Annotated in this window: 22 protein-coding genes; 6 read left to right on the top strand and 16 right to left on the bottom strand. The window is 50.9% G+C overall.

Annotated features, from left to right (window positions below; genetic code table 11):
* Positions 1-47 precede the first annotated feature (47 nt).
* From BTA51_RS26970 to BTA51_RS26940, 7 genes are all read right to left on the bottom strand, one after another.
* On the bottom strand, positions 48-860 hold the full coding sequence (locus tag BTA51_RS26970; RefSeq protein WP_094712189.1) for a crotonase/enoyl-CoA hydratase family protein: 813 nt from the start codon (positions 858-860) through the stop codon (positions 48-50).
* Between the two features lie 199 nt (positions 861-1,059).
* A complete protein-coding gene (locus BTA51_RS26965) occupies positions 1,060-1,845 on the bottom strand; it encodes a 4'-phosphopantetheinyl transferase superfamily protein (protein ID WP_094712188.1) in 786 nt (261 codons plus the stop codon).
* A gap of 68 nt (positions 1,846-1,913) precedes the next feature.
* Positions 1,914-3,164 (bottom strand): sodium:proton antiporter NhaD, encoded by a 1,251-nt coding sequence (gene nhaD, locus BTA51_RS26960; protein ID WP_094712187.1) that lies wholly within the window; start codon positions 3,162-3,164, stop codon positions 1,914-1,916.
* 115 nt (positions 3,165-3,279) lie between these two features.
* Entirely contained in the window at positions 3,280-4,641 is a 1,362-nt protein-coding gene (locus BTA51_RS26955) for an AarF/ABC1/UbiB kinase family protein (RefSeq protein ID WP_210404934.1), read from the bottom strand.
* A 219-nt stretch (positions 4,642-4,860) separates the two neighbouring features.
* Complete coding sequence (locus BTA51_RS26950) at positions 4,861-5,277, bottom strand: hypothetical protein (protein ID WP_246841212.1); 417 nt, start codon at positions 5,275-5,277, stop codon at positions 4,861-4,863.
* Positions 5,278-5,384: 107 nt separating this feature from the next.
* Complete coding sequence (locus tag BTA51_RS26945; RefSeq protein ID WP_094712186.1) at positions 5,385-6,353, bottom strand: diguanylate cyclase; 969 nt, start codon at positions 6,351-6,353, stop codon at positions 5,385-5,387.
* A gap of 80 nt (positions 6,354-6,433) precedes the next feature.
* On the bottom strand, positions 6,434-7,453 hold the full coding sequence (locus BTA51_RS26940) for a response regulator (RefSeq protein ID WP_094712185.1): 1,020 nt from the start codon (positions 7,451-7,453) through the stop codon (positions 6,434-6,436).
* A gap of 225 nt (positions 7,454-7,678) precedes the next feature.
* On the opposite strand from BTA51_RS26940, the gene tcdA reads away from it, so the two are divergent.
* On the top strand, positions 7,679-8,473 hold the full coding sequence (tcdA, locus tag BTA51_RS26935; RefSeq protein WP_094712184.1) for a tRNA cyclic N6-threonylcarbamoyladenosine(37) synthase TcdA: 795 nt from the start codon (positions 7,679-7,681) through the stop codon (positions 8,471-8,473).
* A gap of 10 nt (positions 8,474-8,483) precedes the next feature.
* Here tcdA and BTA51_RS26930 read toward each other — a convergent pair whose 3' ends face one another.
* The 3 genes from BTA51_RS26930 to BTA51_RS26920 form a co-directional block, all read right to left on the bottom strand.
* Entirely contained in the window at positions 8,484-9,713 is a 1,230-nt protein-coding gene (locus BTA51_RS26930; RefSeq protein ID WP_094712183.1) for an osmoprotectant NAGGN system M42 family peptidase, read from the bottom strand.
* A 273-nt stretch (positions 9,714-9,986) separates the two neighbouring features.
* A complete protein-coding gene (ngg, locus tag BTA51_RS26925) occupies positions 9,987-11,753 on the bottom strand; it encodes an N-acetylglutaminylglutamine synthetase (RefSeq protein WP_094712182.1) in 1,767 nt (588 codons plus the stop codon).
* Between the two features lie 11 nt (positions 11,754-11,764).
* Complete coding sequence (locus BTA51_RS26920) at positions 11,765-13,537, bottom strand: N-acetylglutaminylglutamine amidotransferase (RefSeq protein ID WP_094712181.1); 1,773 nt, start codon at positions 13,535-13,537, stop codon at positions 11,765-11,767.
* Positions 13,538-13,964: 427 nt separating this feature from the next.
* Between BTA51_RS26920 and BTA51_RS26915 the strand changes: the two genes are divergently transcribed.
* On the top strand, positions 13,965-14,432 hold the full coding sequence (locus BTA51_RS26915) for a MarR family winged helix-turn-helix transcriptional regulator (protein WP_094712180.1): 468 nt from the start codon (positions 13,965-13,967) through the stop codon (positions 14,430-14,432).
* Between the two features lie 18 nt (positions 14,433-14,450).
* Here the strand turns inward: BTA51_RS26915 and BTA51_RS26910 are convergent, their stop codons facing one another.
* Together BTA51_RS26910 and BTA51_RS26905 are read right to left on the bottom strand one after the other, a co-directional pair.
* Positions 14,451-15,932 (bottom strand): cell wall metabolism sensor histidine kinase WalK, encoded by a 1,482-nt coding sequence (locus BTA51_RS26910; RefSeq protein ID WP_168188312.1) that lies wholly within the window; start codon positions 15,930-15,932, stop codon positions 14,451-14,453.
* Positions 15,932-16,663: a response regulator transcription factor gene (locus tag BTA51_RS26905; RefSeq protein WP_094712214.1), complete on the bottom strand. Its 732-nt coding sequence runs from the start codon at positions 16,661-16,663 to the stop codon at positions 15,932-15,934. Before BTA51_RS26905 ends, BTA51_RS26910 begins: the two co-directional genes overlap by 1 nt.
* Before the next feature lie 352 nt (positions 16,664-17,015).
* On the opposite strand from BTA51_RS26905, the gene BTA51_RS26900 reads away from it, so the two are divergent.
* From BTA51_RS26900 to BTA51_RS26885, 4 genes are all read left to right on the top strand, one after another.
* On the top strand, positions 17,016-17,501 hold the full coding sequence (locus tag BTA51_RS26900) for an HPP family protein (protein ID WP_094712178.1): 486 nt from the start codon (positions 17,016-17,018) through the stop codon (positions 17,499-17,501).
* 32 nt (positions 17,502-17,533) lie between these two features.
* A complete protein-coding gene (locus tag BTA51_RS26895) occupies positions 17,534-18,280 on the top strand; it encodes a sigma-70 family RNA polymerase sigma factor (RefSeq protein WP_094712177.1) in 747 nt (248 codons plus the stop codon).
* A gap of 222 nt (positions 18,281-18,502) precedes the next feature.
* The gene (locus BTA51_RS26890; RefSeq protein ID WP_094712176.1) at positions 18,503-19,087 is read left to right on the top strand and encodes a TetR/AcrR family transcriptional regulator; all 585 of its coding nucleotides are present in this window, start codon (positions 18,503-18,505) and stop codon (positions 19,085-19,087) included.
* Positions 19,088-19,260: 173 nt separating this feature from the next.
* Positions 19,261-21,528, top strand: coding sequence for an EAL domain-containing protein (locus tag BTA51_RS26885; protein WP_094712175.1), 2,268 nt, complete (start codon positions 19,261-19,263; stop codon positions 21,526-21,528).
* Positions 21,529-21,615: 87 nt separating this feature from the next.
* Here the strand turns inward: BTA51_RS26885 and BTA51_RS26880 are convergent, their stop codons facing one another.
* The 4 genes from BTA51_RS26880 to dctP form a co-directional block, all read right to left on the bottom strand.
* Entirely contained in the window at positions 21,616-22,056 is a 441-nt protein-coding gene (locus BTA51_RS26880) for a universal stress protein (RefSeq protein WP_094712174.1), read from the bottom strand.
* 32 nt (positions 22,057-22,088) lie between these two features.
* On the bottom strand, positions 22,089-23,372 hold the full coding sequence (locus BTA51_RS26875; protein WP_094712173.1) for a TRAP transporter large permease: 1,284 nt from the start codon (positions 23,370-23,372) through the stop codon (positions 22,089-22,091).
* A gap of 201 nt (positions 23,373-23,573) precedes the next feature.
* The gene (locus BTA51_RS26870; protein ID WP_094712172.1) at positions 23,574-24,149 is read right to left on the bottom strand and encodes a TRAP transporter small permease; all 576 of its coding nucleotides are present in this window, start codon (positions 24,147-24,149) and stop codon (positions 23,574-23,576) included.
* Positions 24,150-24,246: 97 nt separating this feature from the next.
* Entirely contained in the window at positions 24,247-25,215 is a 969-nt protein-coding gene (gene dctP / locus BTA51_RS26865; protein ID WP_246841216.1) for a TRAP transporter substrate-binding protein DctP, read from the bottom strand.
* Between the last annotated feature and the right edge of the window lie 476 nt (positions 25,216-25,691).

Raw genomic sequence — 25,691 nt, 5'->3', positions numbered from 1 at the left:
CAACCGGCATGCCAAAGGGATCTAATAATTCAACCTGCTGCCAGGCGTCAATCCTTGAATTTTGGCTCTCTTTTTTGCATCTGAGCCATCATGGCTTCCTGGATATCTTCGCTGATCAGCATGGCAGCATTCCAGGTGGCGACGTAGTTAAGGCTGTCGGCCACAGAATGATCCCGGGTGTATTTGATCATTTCCTTGGTGCCACGGATAGCGAGGGGCGATTTGGTTGCAATGACATGAGCGAGTTCTTCCACGCTGGCATGCAACTCTTCCTGGTTGGCGTAGGTATGATTGGCAAGCCCAACCCGGATAGCTTCATCGGCTTTTACTTTACGACCGGTGTATGCCAGTTCGCGCATAAGTCCGTCCTGGATAATGTGAGGCAGCCGCTGCAGGGTTCCCACATCAGCGGTCATACCGATATCAATTTCCTTGATCTGGAAATAGGCATCTTCGCTCACATATCGCATGTCACAGCATGCCACCATATCCACTCCGCCACCGATACAACCACCATGGATAGCGGCAATGACCGGCTTGCGACAATCTTCAATGGCAGACAAGCAGCTCTGAAGCTTCAGGATCATCCGACGCAGGGATTCCCGCTTACGCCCTTCACACTTTTCTTTGGCCATCATGACGGAAGAAAAATCCATCAGGTCGATGCCTGAACAGAAGTGCTTACCGGCACCACGCAACACCACCACCCTCACGGAGGCTTCCTGGTCCGCCCACTCCATTGCGGTTTTTAGTTCTTCCCACATTGCCATATTCAAGGCATTGGCCTTTTCCGGCCGGTTCAGTTCAACTGTTGCGATCGCGTTATGCTGGGTAACGTTGAGGGTTGTGTATTCTGACATGTAGACCTCTGGTTCTTGCCTGGCTTACGCCTGGATTGCACCTGGATTGCACCTGGATTGCACCTGGATTTTAGTTTTCAAGGCGCTACACCTGAGTTGACGCGCTCCAAGCCTTATTATGTTTGATGAAAGTCAGGAAAGTTTACCCTGTTTACATTGGTGACGGTAAGGGTCAACTGCAAATAATTCAAGGGAGGTTTCAGGTCTGAGCCAGCAGGCTCGGAACAGAGTGTTGATACCCGGTATTTGGACGACCAATCCACAGATTGGTGCCAGTAATGAAAGGGGTTGAGCAGGCCAGTGACAGCAACATTCCAACCTGGGTTCTGTACAACTGATAGGAGGTAGAGTCTTCCGGATGGCCAATCCGCCTGATTGCCTTGATTCCAGCAGCACCCTCCGGTGGCAGGAATTCAAATCCCGCCTTCCCCATCACATGGGCCATTGCTCCGCCTATACGTTTAACTTCCGCCTCTTTCAGGGTCCATAACCAGGTGAAGTATTCATTGCGTTCCTGCCCCTTATGCGCTTCCATGAATTCGGTTTCCTGAGGCACAAAATAGCGCCGAGCCAGCTTAATCTTGTCTTCCTGCATAGGACTTTCCAGATCAACACCCAAGGGATTCCGGGCAAAGGTAACCGCCACCTGATTCCGGTGATGAGTAATACTGAAATGCAGGGATGAATTGCCGACTGAGTCCAGCACCGGTTTGCCGCTCTCCTGATAGGAGATTTCAACAAGGTCCGGCGAAGTATGCCGCCACTGAGCGGCAACAGCCCTGACGATGGCACGTCCGAGCAAACTGCACTGTGCGGCTTCCGGGAACTTAATGGCATTAACCCTGGCTGATTCCCGGGGCGTCAACCAGGAATGGTACAAGGCCTGTTCCGCTTCGGTAAAACCATCAAGGTCAGCCGACACAACGACAACATGGTTATCTTCAGGAAGGTCACAGGGAAGTGTATGAATAGTTTTTGGAAACATACCGATACCCGGTCCAAGCCATCGGCAGGATAGAACCCCGGAGCGGTGAATACTCCGGGGTCAATCGATTATGCCAACAAACGCCCAAGGAAATAGACGTTGATATAACCCAGCGTGAAGGCAAACAACAGCACTGCACTATAACGGGCATACCCGGCAAAGGTCAGATCTTTCACCTTCGACATGGCCACGATACCTGCCGCCGAGCCAATCACCAGCAACGAACCACCGACACCTACAGAATAGGTCAATGCCAGCCAGTCTGCCTTGGTCATATCGATGCCGGATTTCAATACGGCTGCCGTCAAAGGCACGTTATCAATCAAAGCGGACAACAGCCCCATGAGATAGTTGGCAATCATCGGAGAACTCAGGCTGTATATTTCCACTAAAGAGTTCAATACCCCGACCTCTTTGAGCACACCGACTATCAACAATATCCCCAGGAAGAACAGCAAGGTTTCAAACTCAATGATCCGAACGTATTCGAGAATTGGATCGAGATCGTTGTCATCGTTAAAGAATCGCGCGATCAGGAACATGATCGACATACCGAACAGGAAGGTCAGAACAGGCGGGACCTTAAAGATGGCGTTCAGCACAATGGTGGAAATAATTGTCAGCAGGAATAACCCGGAAATGGCCATGTCCACACGACGTACCGTTGTCGGGTGACGCTGGATCGCAACATCACCTTTGAGACCAAATGACAGAACTCCGGCCACCATCAATACGGATATCAGAGCCGGTAAGCTCAGCATCATCAGGTCGACAATACCTACACGGTTATCAAGGAAAATCATCAGCGTTGTGACGTCACCGGTAATCAACGCCACACCGCCACTGTTAACGGCGAACACTACCAGAGCGGAAAAACGCAGCGTCTTTGCTGTGGGTAGATTCAGTGACAGCACCAGTGCAATCGACACCAGGGTGGCGGTAATGTTGTCGGCCAGGGAGGAAAACAGGAAGCAGAATATGGCCGTCAGAAACAACAACTTCTTTTCAGAAATATGCTGTGGCAGGAACAGGTAAATCAGGTTTTCAATCATGCCCTTTTTGTTGAGATAGGCAACAAAGGTCATGGCGGCGACCAGGAACAGCCAGAGACTGGCTATCTCGCTGATGTTGGATTCCAGTCCGTGCTGGACTCCCTCATAGTTGCCGTGAATGGTTTCATGAATGAATAGAAGTAACCAGGACAATGTACCGAAAAATAGGGTTACCTTGGCTTTGTTGATGTGGGTAACTTCTTCAAATACCACTCCTAACAGGGCCAGGATCGCCAACCCCAGAAGTATCCAATGCAAGTAAATCATTTTACGTCTCCGATTGATGCGGGCGTATTCTCGGTACTAGAGAACCTTATTGCAATGGGTAATATGCGAAGGTCGTAGTTACAAATTCGTATGGACCCGATTCGCGCCTCCCGAATCAGGCTAATTCCAGATAGCGCTCAAGCTCTCCCCTGAAAGCAGCCTGCACGCCAAGTCGCTTCATCATCCAATAATGTCCCGCGATCATCCGGTCGATAAAAATGCTTTCAACCGGCGGTTTAAAGGATTCCATGTACTTGAATATGGTCGATGCCTTGGAAGCCACCTGTTTGTGCAGATTGGCCTCGGCAAAGTCGTAATGCCGGTCACGATCCGCAAAGGGAACGATAAAGATATCCCGCCACATGGCATAGTAGTCTTCATCCACGGATGGCATGTCTCCAACACGGACACCCAGGTCAATCAAGTAGTGATCAAGCGCGTCGTAATCTTCATTCAACCCTGCCACCAGGGCCTTTTTATAGGCATCAACGATTTCCGGTTTGAGCTTCTTAACACAACCGAAATCGTACATGATCACGGTGCCATCGGGCCTGAACGCAAAGTTGCCCGCATGGGGGTCCCCATGGATCGCCTGAAACTTAAACAATTGGTCGGCCATGGTACGAAACAATCGTTGGCCAATAAGATTAATCGTGTCCTGGGAATAGTTTTCCGTGGTCACATCACTGATGTGATCCCCTTCCACACATTCCATGGTCAGGACACGACGAGAGGAAAGACTATCCACCACCTGGGGAATGATCAGGCCTTTGTCCTTTTTATGGAACTTAACAAAAGCCTTGATATTGCGAGCCTCATTTTCGTAATCAAGCTCCTCATTCAAACGCTCACGGATCTCATTGAATAACTGATCCACACTTTCCTTGGGCAATTTCAGCAAACCGCCCAGTTTCAGAGTCAGTTTGAGCTGTTTCAGATCGGAATTGACCGACTTGTCCACACCAGGATACTGAATTTTAACGATGACATCCTTGCCTTCCCGGGTTTGCGCCCGGTGCACTTGTCCAATAGATGCAGCGGCATATGGCACCTGATCAAAAGAGGCAAATAACTCTTCCGGCGGCGCTCCCAGTTCATTAATCACTTGCTTCTGGATGACCGAATAGGCCATGGGTGGGGCTTCTTTCTGCAGGCGCTGGAGGGCTTCAGAAAATTCTTTGGGCAGGAAGTCCTGGGTCTGGGAGGCAATTTGCCCCACTTTCATTACCGCCCCTTTCAGTTCACCCAGGGTATCGGCAATCTGGTTGGCCATTTTGCCATAGGCTTCACGCTGCCTTTCTTCCTGATTCTCAGGTTCAGAGAAACGACGCATAACCCGGTCGGCGGCATAACTACCAGCGACAGACGCAGTCATTCCCGCCAACTTAAGAAATCGCTTGGTACGGGACGCCGGCGCTTTGGTCTGCTCTTTTCTTTTTCCTGTTGGTTTAGCCTTACCGGTGGTCGGCTCGCTCACTGGGAACTCCTGAATAAACGGCAAACGGCCATGTTAGCGTATTGTGAAATCCAGGGGCAGTGAACTTTATGTAGGGTCCGCTTGTGCATTCGCCCTATCCTGTCCCATCTTTAACAGTCTGCTGCGCATGTTATTCATGGCAGACTTTCCAACCTTCCCTTTTGCCCGGTAACCCGTGGTATTGCAGCCTGGAATGCTGGTCAGATAATCGCGAAGGGCTTATATGCTGCCGGACAAGGGGCCTGAACGGATCTTGTTTAGAAGAGAGTCGTAGCTGGAAAGCAGCGATTCAATTTTTTGCAGACTGGACTGAATCGCTTCCCGGCGCACCGCATTGGATCCCAGGACAAAATCCAGGGTGTAATCGAAGCAGCTGCACACTTTCTCCCGGCCATTAACTCGGGCTTCAATCTTATCAATGCGAATATCGCCGAAATCCATGGCCAGCAGGATTGAAAAAGTTGCCCGGCTACCCGCAGGCAGATCTTCATCCGTCCGGACCGTCATTCCGTCTGCGCTGAATTTGAATACCTGTACCTTCACCCACTCGTGACTGAACATGCCGCGCCGTACTTTCAATTGCGCGTCCAGGTGCAACGTCGGGTTTTTGGAAGGACCCCTATGGTTTGGCTTCATGGTAAATGGATGGCACTTTTGAGGAGCGCAAGACTGTAGCGAAATGGATTATCAAAAGCAAAGCTTCTTGACGTTTTTTTAGCGGTTGTTGGCATTTCATCGTCATTTCAACGACCAGAGTATATTGTGGAGCGATTCCGACCACCTTCCTTGGATTGATACAAGGCCGTATCCGCCCGTTCCAGCCATTCCTGATAGTCATCCACTGAATGGTTGACCTCAGCGATACCAAGGCTGATGGTAAAATGGATATCGCTGTCCTCATGGGACACGATCAGCTCCTCAACTCTGGTACGTAACCGTTCAGCGAACGAATTACCACTGGAGGCATCGGTATCAATCAGTATCAGGCCGAATTCCTCGCCGCCATACCTTCCGGCGATATCCGTCGTTCGCATGGTTTCCCTTAACACACCGGCGACCTGTCGAATAACTTCATCCCCCGCAGGATGCCCATAGGTATCATTAACCTTTTTGAAGTGATCGATATCAAACATGATCAACGTGCTGGCCTTACCGGTGCGCTTAAAGCGCCGGTACTCAGCCTCCAGACGTTCCTCCCAGTAGCGGCGGTTATTCAGTTGCGTCAATCCATCTGTACGACTAAGCATCTCAAGCTTGGCATTGGCTTTGGCCAATTGCTTACTGTTACTGGCGATATCGGTGACATCGTAGAGGATGATGCAAATGTTATTGACCTCGCCGCTGGTCGAGATCAGCGGCGATATGGTGATGTTCTGGTACATGAATTCTTCTGTGCCGGTAATCGGACGATAGTTCTTGAACCGGAATAAAAACGGACGCTGCTCCCAGGTGGTAAAACTCCGGTTTTTCAGCATGAACACTGATTGGGCCTTGTGTATAAACCATTCCCGTGGAATTTCCTCAAACAGATCAAATATGACCTTATCCGCAACAGCATGTGGAGGCAGTCCACTGTGGTTCTCCATAAAGCTGTTCCAGGTTTGGATTTTGAACTCTCTGTCCAACACCACCAGCCCGACATCGATGGTTTGCAGCATATCCATCAGCCAATGGAATTCAGCGATGTGATCTATATTGTTGTCCTGAGCCATAGCCTTATATTAATAACCCCTGTTTGGAATAGTCATCCGCAGGTACTTGTCTGAATCCGATATTTCCCGTCCGAATCAAACTATTTGAGTAAGTAAGCCACTTTGTTTCTCAACACCGGCAACGAATCTTCAGTAAACAGCAGCAGTAACTCGCACTGTATATTGTAGTTCTCTATGGCATAGCAGATCTCTATCGCCAGAGTCTGCCGCCAGCGCCAGGTATTGTTCTGTAACAACTCGCCCACATCCACATGCTGCCCCAGCACCACCGGATGCCCCTGGCTGAAAGATATGTCCATCTGGTCCGCAATGCCCTTGGTACAAGCGCCGATTAACACAGAGGCCACGTCCATGATCAGCTCCAGCTCGACCAACTCATTCATTTTGCCTTCATAGCGCATCAGCTTGGCCATGTCCGCCATACTGGAGTCATGGAACAGCAACAGTGCCTCACCGGCAATACCGGCTCCGATAAACCCCTGGCATACAGCGGAGATCGTGTCTTCGTCCTGGGTCGACTGCAGTGCCATTTTCAATTCTGTTATTTCCAGCAGATTTACCTGGGGTATGGGCAGCAACACGAAAACATTCAGTAATCGGGCCAGCAGATCGGCAGCCTGCCCCATAGCCACGTTGGTAATTTCCTGATAAGCCTCCAGCTCGCTGGACTTGCCCTGAGAGGCCAATGCCTGGTCGCGGGCATCTCCTGATACATCCTCATGTGGCTCATCTGCCGAATAAATGCCCGCCCGTGTCAGCACAGTCACCAATTCGTCAGTCACAATGGGTTTTTTAAGGAAATCGATGGCTCCAAAAGCCATGACGCGGCTTCTGGCATCGGGTTGGATGTCCCCGGATACCACAATCACCACAGTGGGAAGCTCTTCCTTGCTTATTACCTCGAGTGTCTGATAGCCATCCATTACCGGCATATTCAGATCCAGAAAAAGCACATCCCCTTTGCCTTCACGAATCAATTTCAATGCCTCTTCGCCATGTTGAGCGAAGTTGATCTCGACATCCCATCCTTCGGGGAGAGATCTGGCCATCTGCTTACGTGCGACACCTGAGTCATCACAAATTAACACAGGTATAGTCATGAGAATTTCCTACGGAAGCGTGGATTCATAACACGTGGATTCATAACATTATTAACGACAAACTTTATTTTTGTTGTTTCACCATCCAGCGCTGGCAAGATACCTTAAGTAAAGCCTAACCAGAGGGCATTGGCAAAGTTATGGCCGTCGATGTCGAGATACCGTTGTATTTTCTCTATAATGCGTCTGTTTTTCGTCATACCCTGAATTTTTTTACGGTTGTCCATGTCAGATCAGGCTTCTCCCGAATATCTCACCCGCTTTGGCGGTATTGCACGACTCTACGGTGTTCCCGCACTGGAAAGGTTTCGCCAGTCCCATGTTGCCGTCATCGGCATTGGTGGAGTCGGCTCCTGGGCAGCTGAGGCCCTGGCAAGGTCGGGCATAGGACGCATCACTCTGATTGATCTGGACGACGTCTGCATATCCAATACAAACCGACAGATTCATGCCCTCAAATCAACCGTCGGGCAAAGCAAAGTCGACGTCATGGCCCGGCGGATACTGGAAATCAACCCCGAGTGCGACGTCCGGCAAATCACCAAATTTGTCACCGAAAAATCCGTGGCTGAGCTGCTCAGTAAAGAGTTCCACTTTGTGATTGATGCTATCGATAGCGTTCGCCACAAATGTGCTCTCCTGGCCTATTGCCGTCGCAACAAGATCAAGGTGATCTGTGTCGGTGGAGCCGGGGGTCAAACCGATCCAACCCTGATCGAATATGCCGACTTAAGCCGTACCTACCACGACCCGCTGCTGGCGAAGGTTCGTAAAAAACTACGCAAGGATTACGGTTTTCCTGAAAATCCCCAGCGACGCTTCAGCATTGAAGCCGTTTTTTCCACTGAGCAGCAGGTCTATCCTTCGCCTGACGGCTCCGTCTGCCAAAGTAAGCCTGGACCCAATGAAAGCACTCGACTGGACTGCGCTTCTGGATTTGGCGCTGCCACCGCAGTGACAGCAACCTTTGGTTTTGTGGCCGCATCCAGGGTCCTGAAAAAGCTGGCAGCCAAATCCTAGGATTCTCCGCTCACTTATCCTCACCCGGCTGATCGTGAAACAGCTCTTTCACATTGGGAACGGACGTCCCCCCCATCTGCAATTCTTTCTGCCAGGGAATCTGCTCCTGGAAATCCTCTTTAGGAATATTGGATTGTGCATCATGGGGCCTTACAGGGTCTGTCTGCACATAGCGCACTACCAGGTCTGCGATGTCTGTCAGAGCGTCAATATGGGTACGTTCGTAGCCATGGGTCGCATCGGTGCCGAACGTGATCAACGCATGCCGGATATCGTGGCCGGCCTGAACGGCTGACACCGCATCGCTGTAGTAGAATCGGAATACGTCCCGTTGGTGGCGGATATTATTGTTTTGGCAGGTACGGATCAGATGTTGGGTCAAGTGGTGATCAAACGGGCCTGACGAGTCCTTCATGGCTATCGTTACACCATTTTCCTTGGCATTTTGCCCTTCGGCTACCGGACCGATATCGATCCCGACAAATTCAGTGACATCCGGCCCGATCGCATGCCCCACACCTGAGCCAATCTCCTCGGTCAGGGTAAATATTGGAAAGCAATCCATGGCAACGGGCAGGTTATATTCTTTGATCGCTTTCAAGGCCGTCAGCAATGCCGCCGTCCCGGCCTTGTTATCCAAATGGCGGGAGACAATATATCCGTTAGGAAGAAACTCCGGGTTGGGATCGAATGCCACGAAGTCTCCCACTTTGATACCGAGACGAAGCGTATCGGCCTTGGAAAAGGTAATCTCATCCACCCGGATTTCCACATGATCCCAAGTGACCGGCAGGCGGTCCACTTCCTCATTGTAGCGGTGCCCGGCGGCATACAGAGGCAGTACCGATCCCCGGAAACAGATGCCGTCATCAGAAAATATGGTGACCCTGGCACCTTCGGCAAACCGACTGGACCAATGACCGACCGGAGTCAGGCATAACCGGCCGTTATCCTTGATCTCTCTCACCATGGCGCCAATCGTATCCAGATGAGTGACGACCGCCCGCTGTGGAGCGCTCTTGCGGCCCTTCAGCAGCCCACGAACGGTTCCTCGGCGGGTGAGCTCATAGTCAATTCCCAACTCCACCAGCCGTTCGCAGACATAAACAACCGCACCATCGGTGAATCCTGTGGGACAGGGAATGGCCAGCAGTTCTAGTAACGTTTTAGTCAGGTACTCAGAATCAAGACTGTATTCGACATCAGCTCCCAAAATGGGTGCATTTTCTGGTTGATTCACCTTGTTACCCCCTGATCGTGGTTCTTCATGTTAATACTCTCAAAAGTGCCCACTGGATTGACTGCACAAGCAGCTAATTCCTCTTTCTCCCTCCCTTGATTCCTACTCCCTTATAGATTCCCCTCGTTGATTCCCCTTCTGGAATCCAATATCCCTGAATGAAATCCCGAGATCCCTGGGATTCCTTACATATCCCCATTACCGACTTCCATATGCTTCGTTCCAGCCTGCATACAAATGCCACTGACTTACATGCATCATTACCCCGTTGCTCTACCCTCTCGGTGAATGTGTTAACGGAAACAACAGATCGATGAACTTTTCGGCGGTTGGCTGAGGCGCATGGTTCTCAAGTCCGGGACGTTCATTGGCCTCGATAATGACGTAGTCAGGCTGCTCCGGGTCAGGCACCATCAGGTCCATGCCCACAACCGGTATTTGAATGGCCCTGGCCGCACGCTCAGCCGCCGAACGCAGTTCCGGGTGAAGCGTATCCGTCACATCCACAAGCGTCCCGCCGGTATGAAGATTCGCCGTTTTTCTCACCACAAGATGATCCCCCGAGCCCAGGACATCATCCCATTGATATCCGGCTTCCCGCAGGCACCGTTCAGTTTCCGCATCCATCGGAATCCGGCTTTCTCCCCCGGTGGCGGCAGAACGTCTTCGGCTCTGCTTTTCGATCAGGGTTCGCAGATCATCCCGACCGTTTCCGTAGACCTCAGCAGGACGACGGATGGCGGCTGCCACCATCTCATACCCGATCACCACCACCCGGAGGTCCTGTCCTCGATGATAGGTCTCCAATAACACCCTGGAGGAAACGCTCTTTGCCGCGGCGATGGCCGCATGGAGATCGTCATTATTGCGGATGTCCACTGAGATCCCCTGCCCCTGCTCACTGTCCAGAGGTTTGACCACCACCGATCCATGCTCCTGCAAAAAGACTTCCGCATCTTCCGGACTGGAATACATCTGATGGCAGGGAGTACGGAGCCCTTCATGACTACAGGCCCGATGAGTCAGCAACTTGTTCTGGCAGATGGTCATGGCCACAGCTGTCGTCAACTCCGACAATGACTCATGACAGCGGATATGCCTCCCACCAAAGCTCAGGGTAAACAAATTGTTTTCCCGGTCATCCACACTGACCTCTATGCCCCGACGCATGGCTTCATCGACGATGATCTGGGCATAGGGATTCAACTTAAGATCCGTATCCGGGCCAACGAACAGCTTTTCGTTTATTGCGTTTTTCTTTTTCAGGGCAAAGGTCTTAACGGTCTGAAACCCCAGCTTTTCATATAGAGCCTTGGCCTCGTAATTGTTATGCAGAACACTGAGATCCATAAACTGGCAGCCCCGGGCCTGGAAGTATTCGGCCAGATATCTGACCAGCGCTTCCCCCACCCCTGGAGTCTTGCTGTCGGGCGACACTGCCAGGCACCACAGACTGGAGCCTTTATGAGGATCATTAAACACCCGGACATGGTTCACGCCCATGACAGTACCGATCACCTGCCCCGTCGTCAGCTCTTCAGCAACCAGATACACCACTTCTTTCGAGCGCCGATGCCCCAACACGTGCTCGGTCGGGACCGGCACCATTTTTCGCTGGCTGAAGATGGCATTGATCGCATCCACATCCTGGGTGCTGGTCGCACGCCGTACGGTCACTCCCGGAAGCGCCTGGGTTCTGGGCCTGTATTGGCTCATCCATAAACGCAGGGTGTCTGACGGATCAAGAAACAACGCCTGAGGCGCATGACTCAACACCACATGCGGATTGGAAACATACATGGCAATATCGCGATCACCGGTGGACTCTTCAGTCAGGCTTTTGGCCAGCCGGCCGGGATCGGAAAAGGTGTGAGCCAGCAACAGACGTCCCCAGCCACAGTGAACAATCACATTCTCAGGTGCTTCATCCCCGGTATCGGCACGCAGATGTTCAGCCTGCAGGGATTGAAATGAAGGCACCTGGTTTCGCAACACACGTTCGTCATGATGGTGATGGTGACTTCTTGGATGTGCAGCCACGTTTGTTCCCCCTAAAAATCATGCTGTTGCAGCCACAACTCCAGCAGCCCCAGCTGCCAGAGTTTGGAGCCACGTAGTGGTGTAATGTGCATGTCAGGCGATAACAACAGCCGATCGACGTATTCCTGATTAAACAGCCCCCGCTCCCGCGCTGCCTGTGTTGTGAGCGCTTCCTTGACCCAGTTAAGCACATTACCACGCAGATATTTCAGTGCCGGTACCGGGAAGTAGCCCTTTGGACGATCAATAACAGCGGCAGGAATAACTTTGCGTGCGGCTTCTTTCAGAATCCATTTACCTTCATCCCTGACTTTCAATGGCGCGGGTATCCGGGCAGCCAACTCCACCAGTTTGTGGTCCAGAAACGGTACCCGGGCCTCCAGACTTGCGGCCATGGTCATGTTGTCCACCCTTTTTACCGGGTCGTCCACCAGCATCACCCGGGTATCCAGCCGTAATGCCTTATCAATGGGATCAGCCGCTCCAGGACTGGAGAAATGGCACTTCACGAATTCACCGGCGGAGTCATGACTGGCCCAGGCCGGTTGCACGGTTTCCAGGTACTCCTCATGAGTGCGGTCAAAGAATGCTTCACGATAACTCGCATATGGATCCCGGCTGCCCGCCAGCGGCGGATACCAGTGATAGCCGCCAAATACCTCATCAGCTCCCTGCCCGCTCTGTACCACACGGCAGTACTTGCTGACTTCCTGGGACAGCAGGTAAAAAGCCACACAGTCATGACTGACCATGGGTTCGGACATCGCCCGGATGGCGTGAGGCAATGCCTCCAACATACGATCTTCTGCAATGCGGATCTTATGGTGCCGGGTGCCGAAATGGTCTGCGATGATATCTGAGTACTGAAACTCATCTCCAGCTTCCCCTCCAACGGCGTCAAATCCAATGGAGAACGTTTGGAATCCGCTGGGATTCACTTCTGCCAGCAAGCCCACGAGAAGACTACTGTCCACCCCCCCAGACAGAAGGACTCCCACGTCCACGGCGGCAACATTGCGACGTCTGACAGCAGCAAAAAGCTCTTCCAGCAATTGGCTTTGCCAGTCCTGGGCAGTCAGTTGGATTTCGTCTTCGTTGGGAGCAAACGCCAGTTCCCAGTATGACTCCTGCAGCACCGTGCCATCCGCGTGGACTTCGACGATGGTTGCGGGAGGAACCTTGTGTATCCCCACAAACAACGTTTCCGGCGATGGTACGACAGAATGAAAATTCAGATATTTGTTCAGCGCACTGGGGCTGATCGCGGGAGTCTGTTCCAACCCTTTCGCCAGGGCCGGCAGAAAAGAGGCAAACTTGATGCGGTGGGTATCGCGATGAAAATATAGTGGCTTGATTCCGAGCCTGTCCCTGAACAACAGCGTCTTACCGGATTCCCGCTCGTTAACCGCAAAGGCAAACATACCATTAAAGTGCTTTACACAGTCCCGTCCCCAGGCATGATAGGCCTTGAGAACAACTTCCGTATCCCCCTCGGAATAAAACCGGTATCCCATCTGGCGAAGCTCTTCCCGCAGCTCCGGATGGTTATAGATGGCACCATTAAATACGACAGCGAGTCCCAGGGAAGGATCATACAATGGCTGCTGTGATGCCTCGGAGAGATCCATGATCTTGAGACGCCGGTGACCAAATGCCACATGGTTCTGTACCCAAAGACCTTCCGCATCGGGACCTCTGGGTCTCTGTAGATAGTTTGCTTGTTGAATGAATTGAAGGTCAGGTGGTTGATTATCAAAGCGGATTTCTCCGCATATGCCACACATAATCGCTCCGCGTCATTTGATGTATAGCTGGACGATAATACGCCAACTATATTTTCATCTCAAATCAATATAGACGCATTTTCAACCTAACATACTGTTTTGTATAAGCATAAATATTTTGAAATAAAATCTTCATATATCAAAATATTGATGACGATTTCCCGTACCTTTCAGGGATATTCGGGGCAGATTTTTTTCGGTGCCCTTTTCCGCGCATATGGACATCATCCTAATGTTTTCAAGGACAAACGGAATGTTAGAAAAATAGCGTCAAACCACTTAATATAAGTCCCCTGGAGAGAGCATCCCCTTTGACATCTAAGCTCATGCCTCGAGTCATTAGCGAGACCAGGCCCTTTGCCAGCAATAACATTTCCGGCACCCGTAGACAGCCCTTTCAGGCATTGCAGTAGGATCCTAAATTACTATGAGCAAACATGATGAAGTTCTGGTTCTAATTCGTCGCATCATCAGAGCCGCCGACCTCCGCTCCAAACAGCTGGGCAAACAAACCGGCCTGACGGCTCCCCAACTGCTCGTACTGCGCACTATCGGAGATTCCACAACCACCACCATGAGCAACGTTGCGCAGGCGATCAGCCTGAGCCAGGCTACGGTGACCAGCATTGTTGACCGGCTGGAAAAGCGAGGTCTGGTACAAAGAATCCGCGGGCAGGACGATAAACGAAAAATGTATGTGGTGATGACCGAGCCCGGTCATATAGTGCTCGACAGTGCACCCACACCACTGCAGGAAACCTTTGTTGAGCGCTTTGACGGTTTATCCGACTGGGAACAGCACTTGATTCTTGCCAGCCTGGCGAAAGTCGCGGATATGATGGACGCTTCAGATCTGGACGCCTCTCCGCTACTGGAAGTCGGCGCTGTCACCTGATCCCAGAGAGCAGCCCTATCATCCAGAAGGCGCCGGCAGCAAAAACGAAAAACAGGTTCCGCGGGATTCAGCGGATTTCACTTGAATGCTGGCGCCATGCATTTCCAGTATCCGCCTGACAATACTGAGCCCCAAACCGGCGCCGCCTCTCTCTCCCTGATAGCGGCCGGCATCCGACTGATAGTGGCGTTCAAACACATAAGGCAAGTCTCTCGCCTGAATACCACTCCCTGAATCTTTCAGGCTGACCTGAACGGAACCTTCCAAGGGCTCCACCCGAATATTGATGCAGCCTCCCTGTGGAGTATGCCTTAAAGCATTATCCAGCAGATTCTGCAGTACCCGCTGAATCAATTCGATGTCAGCAATAACCTGAAGGTCCTGCCTGACGACATCCAACTCCAGGGACACGTTTTTCCTCTGCGCCGTCAATTCATATTCCTGTCGGATATCAAATAACAATTCCGTGAGTGAGAACGCTTCCATGCGAGGTTCGATTCTGCCGGCTTCGAGTTTGGACAGCTCAAATAGCTGACTTACCAGCCGATTCATATTGCAGGTGTGACGATAGGCCACCTGTAGATACTGCTTCTGCCTGGCAGGCGTCAACTGGTCCATCTTCAACATCAGCGTCTCCAGATACCCCTGCATGGAAGCCAGGGGGGTCCGTAGGTCATGGGAGACATTTGATACCAGTTCACGCCTTAACTGATCAGCCTGGTTAAGTTGGTCAAACTGTTGCTGGATACGCCGACTCATCAATGCGAAGGAGTGTTCAAGCTCCTCCATTTCATCGCCGGTATAGTCACTTTTCGCCCCCTCTCCGAGATGGGACAAGCGATATTGCCGTACCTGCCGGGTCACTTGGCGCAGGGGCCGGGTGATCATTCTGAAACTGAAAAATATGGAAAGGCTCACCAACAGCACCAATGCCGAGGTTGCCGCCAGAGCGACCCTCAGCGTATGGCGGTCCGCCATTCGAACAAGCGGAGAGCTTTTGTTCTGGCTGGCAAGTACCACATACAGATATCCCTGCAGCCGCTCGCCAATTTCCACCGGAGCCACAGAAAAAATACTCTTGGTGGCCTGATCACGTGGATTTTGTCCGAATACGGGCAAAACCGCTGACGAAGACATAAATTCCATCACCGGCGCCATATCCACACCCACCGGCACAACCTCCAGATCAGGTAATGCATGGCCGAGTACCTCCCCATCGGTGTTCAGAAGATAGACCTCCACTGATGGATTAATCATCATGGTGTTGTGTGCAATGGTCTCCAATACTGACTGATCCACCTCTCCCTGAGAGGAAAACAAAGGAGCCGGCAAGTGCTCCAGAATATACTGCGCCAACCCCCAGTGTCTGCGCTGTGTCGCCTCCTGGTGATATCTGTCGCTACTCCAGACGGCAAGCGCCATAAATCCGGACATGGTCAATATGGCAATTCCACTGATCACCATGGTGATGCGGCCATACACAGGTACCCGAAACTTCATCAGTGAGTGACCGATTCCCGAAAACGGTATCCTACCCCCCATACGGTCTCGATATAGTCTGGATGGGTGGGGTCAGACTCCAACTTTGAGCGTAAGCGGTTAATATGAGAATTGACGGTATGTTCGTAACCGTCATGCCCGTATCCCCAAACTTCATCAAGGAGTTCGTAACGCTTGAACACCTGCCCGGGATGACTGGCAAAGAACCAGAGTAGATCGAATTCCTTGGCGGTAAGATCGAGCATCTGATGACCAATCCTCGCACGACGACGGTTGCGGTCCAGCATCAATTCCCCGTGATTCAGCTGTTCCTGCAACATAAGAGGAGTCTGTTGACCACTACGCCGGAGCAAGGCTTTCACCCGCGCCTTCAGCTCAATCATACTGAAGGGTTTGACAAGATAGTCATCCGCACCGATTTCCAGCCCGAGCACCCTATCCAGCTCACTGGATCTCGAGGTCACCATCATGACCGGTACATAGCGGGCCTGGCTACGCAGCGTCCTGCAGATTTCCAGACCATCCACACCTGGCAAGCGAAGGTCCAGCAGCACCATATCCCAGTTATCATGCAGCGCCCTATCCAGGCCACAGGCTCCATCGCTTACCGTTGTCACATCGCCGTTAAGATCACTGAGATGCAAAGCCACCAACTCGGCAATATCCGCTTCATCCTCAACGACCAGGAAACGATGCCGTTTAGAGAACACTCTGGGATTCCACTGATTCATGAGGCTGCTCCATTTTTATTGTTTGTTTAGAACCGGGTTAGTTGTTGATTTTGAACTGGTTGTACTGCTGGCTAAGAACAGGATTTATTGTCGGTTTAGAGCCAGGTGTATTGCTGGTTTAGATCCGGTGTCAGCCAGTTCTTTTTGATAGACAGAAGCCCCCCGACTAAGTTCCCACAAATCTGATATCCATCTTTCTAAAACATCTTTTTCTTGACATGTACAGATCTGTACACCTAGGATAAACCCGCAGTGTACAGTTCTGTACACCCCAAAAGTCATCGATATAAGTCAATGGCAGATATGTCAGATAGAAGATATCTCAGATAGAAGATATGCAGGAGTGCCCGCAATGCGGCAGTGGAAAGCTCAACTTGATGGAAGAGTAAAAAGTTCAATATTGGCCGGCATCGGCGGTGCAGCCGGTATATTTCTTCTCGCAGCGCTCTCCGGAGCCAGCAACACACCTCTGCTGATGGCGCCATTCGGGGCCAGTTGTGTTCTGCTGTTCGCCGCACCAGCCAGTCCATTTTCCCAGCCAGCCAATGTGATTGGGGGACACCTGCTCTCAACGTTGATAGGGATGCTGGCATCACAAGTATCCGGGCCGGATCCCTGGACCCTGGCAATCGCTACGGCATTGGCTATCAGCCTGATGGTACTGTTCAAAATCATTCATCCACCAGCCGGAGCTGACCCCATGGTGGTGCTTATGGGGCATGAGAATACGTTGTTTCTGTTGTTCCCAGTGCTTTCCGGCAGCGTGGTACTGGTGCTGATTGCGATGTTTTATCACCGCTTGTCGAAAACGGCCAGTTACCCCTACCGACAGGCCTGACAGACATAACGCCAAATTTTGAGGATTTAATCATGGATACATCCGCATGCTGCAGGAAACCTGAGATGGACCAGTTCCAGCAATGGCGCCGTCACGATCAGTCACAGCACAGCCCCGATCAACAGAAGCACAGCTCTGATCAACAATGGCACGGCTCTGATCAACAATTCTGCCAACTTGAGAAAGGCGATAACTTCGAATGCCAGGCAAGGCTCAGCCCACAGGATTCGGACCAGGTACTGATTTCTGCAGCCCAGAGAGGTTTCCGCCAGGCTTTTGATTGGCTGGTCGTCCGCTACCAGACTCGCATCATGCACGCCATTGCCAATTACATCAGGGATCGTGATGCGGTGGTGGATGTCGCCCAGGAAACCTTTATCAGGGCCTACAAAGGCATCAGCAAATTCCGGTCTGACAGTAACTTTTATACCTGGCTGTATCGTATAGCGATCAATACGTCCTATATTCACCTGAACAGGGAACGAAGCAAGTTCCCTATTGTGGACAACGAAACCTCTGAATTGGCGATTGCCAACCAACCATCCGAGCCGGTTGATGAGCCCGAGAGTATTGTGCTGGGAAAAGAGCTTCAGCACCGGTTGCAGAAAGCTATTGAGGGCCTGCCTCCGGATCAGCGCACGGCTTTCTTATTGCTGGAGGAAAACGGTCTGCCTTATGCCGACATTGCCGAGATAACCAGCACTCCGATTGGAACGGTCCGTTCCAGAATATTCCGAGCCAGGGAGTCTCTTGCAAATCAATTGACCGGCATCTGCTGAAGTACATTCCCGGAATGTACAGGAATTCCCGGTTGTGCAATCATTTGGCTCCAGCATTTATAGCTTCGTGAGAAATAGCTCGCAGACGAAGAACTCCGAGACCAAGGGCACTGAGATACAGGTTCTGCAATGAAGAACTTCATCACTTTGCGTCCCGGAGCTAAAATGTGTATCACGCATCACCGATTGGAATGACACATCACAGGTTGGTATAGACGTACAATGACGACCAGTCGACGGGAACATTTGCTTCAGATCGCCATGAAGCTCTTCAACGAACATGGTTTCAACGCCACGGGAATCGACAAGGTGCAAGCTGCATCGGGGGTTTCCAAAACCACCATGTACAAGCACTTCAAGTCCAAGGATGAATTGATCCAGGCAGTGCTTGAAATGCGGCACCAGGAGTTTGACCAATGGCTTAGAAACCGGGTTGAAGCAGTTTCCTGCGAAAGATATGCAGACACCCCATCAGGAAAAATCCTGGCACTCTTCGATATACTGGACGAGTGGTTCCATTCAGAAAAGTTCTTTGGCTGCAACTTCATCAACGCCAGTGCAGAATTCTCTAATCAATCCCACCCTATCCACCGCCTGGCAGCCCAGCACAAAATGTCCATGGTCGATTACATCACCCAGTTGCTCCCTCCGGACATTCAAAAGCCCGACGAGCTGGCCAAGGAAATTTGCCTGTTAATTGATGGAGCCATTGTCAGTGCTCATACAGCCTGCCTGAAAGAATCTGCCCGTAGAGCCAAAAAGATATTATTGATGCTGCTGGAATCCTACACCGCTGGACCGGGATAAAGCCCCGCCTCTTAGCTCCTACTCTCCAGTCCGTGATCTTTCCGGCCTCGAATCTCTTACCTTCAATCCTCCAGCCCCTTACGCCCGATTACCCATATGCCGCCACGGGCGGGCTGAAGTCACCGAAACCGGTCTATACTGATTATCTAGTAAGAATACCTGAAGCCGGATTCATGAATGCCAACCAGCTTTCGGGCTTGCTGAAGGCCCAACAGAAGATCATCGAGGTCGTTGCTCTTGGTGCACCCTTGTCAGAGTGCCTCACAACGATTTGCCAATTGATCGAGTCACTGTTTGATTCCCCCAAAGCCAAAAGCTCCATACTACTGCTTGAAGGGAAACAACTATGGCACGGTGCTGCCCCCAGCCTGTCGAACCAATATTGTAAAGCCATCGATGGAGTGGCTATCGGTCCCAATGCCGGTTCCTGTGGTACGGCTGCCTTTACAGGCAGGCAGGTCATTGTCAGCGATATTGAGCATGATCCCCTCTGGAAAGACTATCGGGATATAGCACTGCCGTATGGGTTAAAAGCGTGTTGGTCAATGCCGATCTTTTCCTCCCAGCACGATATTCTGGGCAGCTTCGCAATTTACTACACCGAGGTTAAAACTCCTGACAACGTCGACCTGGCACTCATAGAACAATTTTCCCACCTTTCCGGTCTCGCCATCGAAAAACACAAAACCTCCCTTAGGGAGTCAGAACTTCTTACTTGCCTGAAAAACAGCAATGAGAAACTTCAGGCCCTTACCAGTGTCATGCCGGACCAGGCCATCATCATCGACGAAGAAGGCCGCTATGTGGACTTTTATGGAGGCGATCCCCAACTGCTCGAAGATAGTTCAAACAACATGGTCGGACGAAAGGCTACCGAAGGAATGCCAGCTGAACAGGCCGAGCTCTTCATGCGGACAATCAAGAAATGCCTCGATTCCAATGAAGTTCAGATCTTTGAATATGAGCTGGAGGTTCTGAAAGGCAAGTGTAATTTCGAAGGGCGTTTTGTCCGGGTGAACCACTACCTGGCCGAAGCTCCGGACCAACGCCACCTGCTCTGGGTAGCCAGAGATATTACGGATAAGCGGCAGGCGGACCTGCGCATAGAGCAACTGGCATTCTATGATCCATTAACCAACTTACCGAATCGCCGCCTGTTGATTGACCGGTTGCGCGGAGCCATCGATAAAGTGAAGCGGCACAAAGTCGTTGGGGCGGTATTGTTCCTGGACCTGGACGACTTTAAACGAATCAATGACTCCCTCGGCCACAATGTGGGGGATCAGCTTCTGATCAAGGTTGCCCAACGCCTGAAACCATTGCTCAGGGATACAGATACTATCGCCCGTATTGGTGGAGACGAATTTGTCATTATCCTGGAATCGTTTGAAAAGAATTTAAACAGGGTGATGGGCCAGGCCACATCCGTCTCCAAAAAGCTACTGGCCAATCTTTCGCATACCTTCCATCTTGGTAACGGCGACTACAGAATAGGCGGCAGTATCGGCATCAAGTTAATTGAAGGGGACGACGTTACCACCGACGACATTCTTAAACACGCTGATGCTGCCATGTACCGGGCCAAAAAAATGGGGCGCAATTGCTTTGCGTTCTATGAGCCGGCTTTGCAGGAATTGATTGATAAACGACTGGAGATCGAGAGCGAAATTTCAGCGGCAATCAAGCAGGGTCACTTCTGTGCTTTTTTTCAGCCCCAGGTCAACATGAAAGGCTCCCTGATCGGAGCAGAGGCTCTGATCCGCTGGCGTCACCCGGAAAAAGGCCTGATATCTCCGGTACATTTCATTCCGGTTGCGGAGCAATCCGGCCACATTCATCACCTGCAGCAGGCCGTACTGGAGGATGCTTGCAGCCTGCTGTTGCAGCTGCAAAAGGAATCATTGATTGAAGATGATTTCTCCATCGCCATCAATATCAGCGCCGGACAATTCGACAACACTCTGGAATGCTCATTGAAACGCATTATTGAGAGATTCCAGCTGTCTCCCCGGAGGTTCAAACTGGAAATTACCGAAAGCATGCTCATGGATAATGTCCAGGACACCATTAACCTGATGCATCGGCTACGCAAGGACAAGTTTCGCTTTTCCGTGGATGACTTTGGCACCGGTTATTCTTCCCTGGCCTATCTACACACCTTCCCTATTGATGAGCTGAAAATTGACGGTTCCTTTGTACAGCAACTCATGCCGAAAGGCGGAGACACCGCCATCATTGATGCCATTATTGCCATTGCCAAACAGCTCGAGCTCAGGGTGATTGCTGAAGGAGTGGAAAATCACTTTCAGGTCAATCAATTGTCCCTGCGCCAGGTGGACGGTATGCAGGGATACTTCTACGCCCGGCCCATGCAGGCTTCAGACATGCTCAACTGGGTACGGGAAAGCAAGGAGAGCTATGTGGTGAATTATGATATCTGATCTATTCTGCCCCTATCCATCAACGACAAATCATCAAGCTTCCATTAAACATCAAATATCTGCCACCTGAGCTTCCTCCCTGCGACATCAAACCACCATCGTCGGAACGTTAGACAGACTGGCCACCCGCTGCGAGACACTACCGAGCAGCATGCCATCCTTATCGGTATGAGTTCCCTGTGCTCCGAGCACGACCAGGTCAATTCCTTTTTCAGCGGCAAAGCTGACAATCGTCTTTGAGGGACGCCCCCCTTTCACAAATCCTCTTACCTTTTCAGCTCCATGATCGGCAGCAAACTGCTTCGCCTGCTCAACCACTTCCCGGGCATACTCCGAGAGTGCCTGATCAGGTATCTGCACCTCATTGGGCCTGACCATCGACAACGAAGCTTCGAACAGACTGTGATGTTTAAATACACATAGAAGATATAGCTCTGCACCAGTCAACTTCTGCAGGCCAATCGCCTTTTCAAGTGCGTTTAGGGCAGATTTGGATCCATCGACAGCGACCAGAATCTTCTTGAACATGGGCTCGTCCTCCTGTTCGATTTGTTCTGTGCTCAATTGAAGGCAATATCTCTCAGAAAAAGAGAAATCTGCGGAAAGGCTATCAGAAGGGCGGCGGCAAATATCAGAATAAAGATAAAGGGTGGAGTGCCACGAATCACTTCCCAATAGGGTTTCTTGAATATCGCGATGGCCGTGAAGATATCACAGCCAAAAGGCGGAGTGGCGGAACCAATCGCCACCTGCAGGGTAATCAGAATACCCACATGAACCGGATCCAGACCCGTCGCTTCGATGGCCGGTGCAAATATGGGCGTCAGAACCAGAATCACAACGATCGGATCCACAAACATGCAGGCAATGAAAAAAGCGATCGAAATGGAAATCAGCACGCCTACCGGCCCCATATCATTCACTCCAACCGCATCGAGAATGGTCTGGGGTATCTGGGCAAACGATATAATCCAGGAAAAGCCGTTACCCACCCCAACCAGAATAAACACCACTGCCGTGATCAAGCCGGTAGACTTGGCAATACTGTACATGTCCAGAAGCTTCAGGGAACGGAATACCACGAACTCCAGGATAATGGCGTATAGGACGCAAACGGCTGCCGCTTCAGTCGGGCTGAACACTCCTCCATAGATTCCACCGACAATTATCACGGGGAACATCAGCGGCCATACAGCATCTCTCACTGCTTTCATCCGCTCCGGCCAGGAGGCTTTTGGTTCTGTCGGTACGCCGTTTAGGTGTGCATATACCAGACAGTAGGCGGAAAACAAAAGCAATATCAGCAGACCGGGTCCGATACCCGCGATGAAGAGTTCTGCTATTGAGGTTTCAGATATCACTCCATAGATGATCATGCCGATACTGGGTGGAATCAGGAAAGCGATGTCACTGGCATTGATGATCAGCGCCAACGTAAACGAATCAGAATAGCCGGCTTTCAACATCTTCGGGCGCAATGGTGAGCCGACAGCAACCACCGTCGCCTGGGTGGAGCCTGAAACAGCACCGAACAGTGTGCAGGAAGCCGCAGTACTGACTGCTAAACCACCTTTGATATGACCGATAAATGACATCACCATATCGATCAGCCGGTTGGCGGAGTGGCCTCGGGTCATAATATCCGCGGCCAGAATAAACATAGGAACAGCTATCAGAGAGGCCGGGCGAATCCCTCCCAACACCTGTTGAATGAAGGTGTCCATCTGCCCAAGGCCATTGAACATCATGACAAACCCGACCAACGCTGCGGTAATCAGTGGAACCATCATCGGGAATCCGAGTAACAGCATTCCGATCATGATGAGAATCAGGGTCATTGCCATGAGAACTTCCTTTACTTCGCTACTCTATTGCACTTATTGCACTTATTGCACTTCTTCTTAATGGCACTTTCTTCTTGATGGCACTTTTCTTGACGGCATAATCTGTCAATGGCAGGTCGTCCATGACACGTTTTCCTGATGACAGATCTTCTTAATGGCATAGATCTGCATCCGAATAACATAGTCATCTAGCGGCGACGGTCAGACTTCAGATTCAGTGTCCGCATACCCATCCAGCACCCCCGTTGACAGATACACATCCCTGGAGGTGAGATTCTTGATGCCGGTGAGAAAATACTGAATCCCGGTTACCGCAAACCCGACGGGCACCCAGAGATAGATCAGCCAGATAGGGAATCCCAGCGCAGGCAGAATACGGCCGCGGTCAAATAGCTCCGCAATATACTCGACAGAGTAATAACACAGGAAAAACATGACCGCGGACGTGAAGAAGGCAATGATCACCATCAGGATTTTACGGCCGATGACGGGAAGAGTGTCGTATAACGCAGACATTCGTATATGACGTCCATGCCGGGCGGCATAACCGATCCCGGCAAAGGTGATCATGATGATCAGGATGCGGTTTATCTCTCCGGAAAAGAACAACCCTTTTCCAAAACCAAATCGGGCCACCACATTCACGCAGGTATTCAATGCCATTAACAGAACACCTGACGCCAGAATGACAGCCTCCACTTTGCTGATAGCAACATCCAGAGTCCCTAAAAACCCGGGCAATCCGGACTGATAACTCTCGGGAACCTGATCACTCATATCCTTTCACTCCATCAGAACCGACTCAGGCCTTCGAAAAACAGAGTCATCCACCTCGTAAGCACAACCGGAGCAGGATGACCTCTTCAGGATGCCGTTAACTGCCGGACACCTGTTTCAAATCTTCCTTGAACTGCTCCAGGAGTGCTTTGCCACTGTCGCCAGTCATGTCGATAAAGGTTTTCTCTACCTGTGGCGCCCTGGCCTTGAACTTTTCGATCTGGCTGTCTGTCAGACGGGTGACGGTGACGTCATCGCTGGCATCCATAATCTTCTTCAACGATTTCTCCGCCAGTCCGTCGATATGTTTGATAATTTCTTCAAATGCATAGTCAGCCGCACTTTGAACCAGCTTTTTATCTTTATCAGGCAGGTCGTTGTAGAAATCCTGATTCGCCATCATCGCGGTCGTAAACCATCCATGACGGGTAAAAATCAGATTGGGAGAAACCTCATACAAACCACCGGATTCAATCCAGAAAATAGGGTTTTCCTGTCCCTGAATCATGTTAGTCTGCAAAGCACCATACACTTCCCCCCAAGGCAAAGGTGTGGGGGTAGCCCCAAATGCTTCATAGGTGGAGGACAATAACGGGTTGGTCATCACCCGCATTTTCTTGCCTTTGAAATCCGCTGGGCTGGTCACAGGCTCATCTGCCGTTACCACCATTTCCCCTTCAGGGAACATTGTCAGAAGTTCAAGTCCCTGTTCGGCATAAAGTTCAACAAAGTCTTTGTTGATGGCCTCACTTTCACGGAAAAACTTCACCACGGTATCCATGTCCGTCGGCATCAGATAGGGGATGAAAAAGATCTGCGCTTCTGGAATCAATGCTCCGGTAAAGCCTGGCGACTGGTCTACAAACTGCAGAATACCCGCCTGCGTCTGTTCCATAATGTCATCTGATTCACCCAGCTCACCAAACCTGTATATCTGGAGGCTATGGTCGGAGTGGTCTTCAATATACTCCTTGAATTTATGAGCAAAGACGTCCTGAACATCTCCTTTGTATTCTTCATGCGCGTAACGCCAGGTATCAGCGTGACTTAAGCCTGTCAGCCCCATGCCAGCCAAGGTCAGGCAGACGATTCCTGCTAACCGTTTGAGTTGTCTGTTGTTGTTCATATCTTTCCTCCTTCCAACGGCGAGCCTCTTAAATGAAACTCTCAATAAACCCTGCTCAAAGTCTCAGGCGGTCATGATTCTCCGACCTGAGATTTATTTTAAACAGTCACTTTTACTTTGAACTATAACAGAATGACAAAACCCATAAGGCATGGCAAGTGCTTGATTAAGAGAAAATATTTTACTCACAGACTCTTTAAGCAAGGGCTCGACATTCAACGTTCAGCCCAGATGTAAACTTTCAACGGAAGAGCACATCATCTTTAATAAAAAATATCCCATTGATTAAAAAGAAGAATATAGAGAGATGTTTTTGCTTTTTGTCTCGACATCCCAGTTAATCTGCAAGGTGGAATGGACAGATTTTATCCAACAGGGAAAGTATTCAAGCATTCGGTTGAGCACTGCTTGAAACC

Origin of the sequence: Hahella sp. CCB-MM4 (assembly GCF_002260525.1) — a bacterium.
In the GTDB taxonomy this organism is placed as follows: Bacteria; Pseudomonadota; Gammaproteobacteria; order Pseudomonadales; family Oleiphilaceae; genus Hahella.
This window is presented reverse-complemented; position numbering and strand designations above follow the sequence as displayed.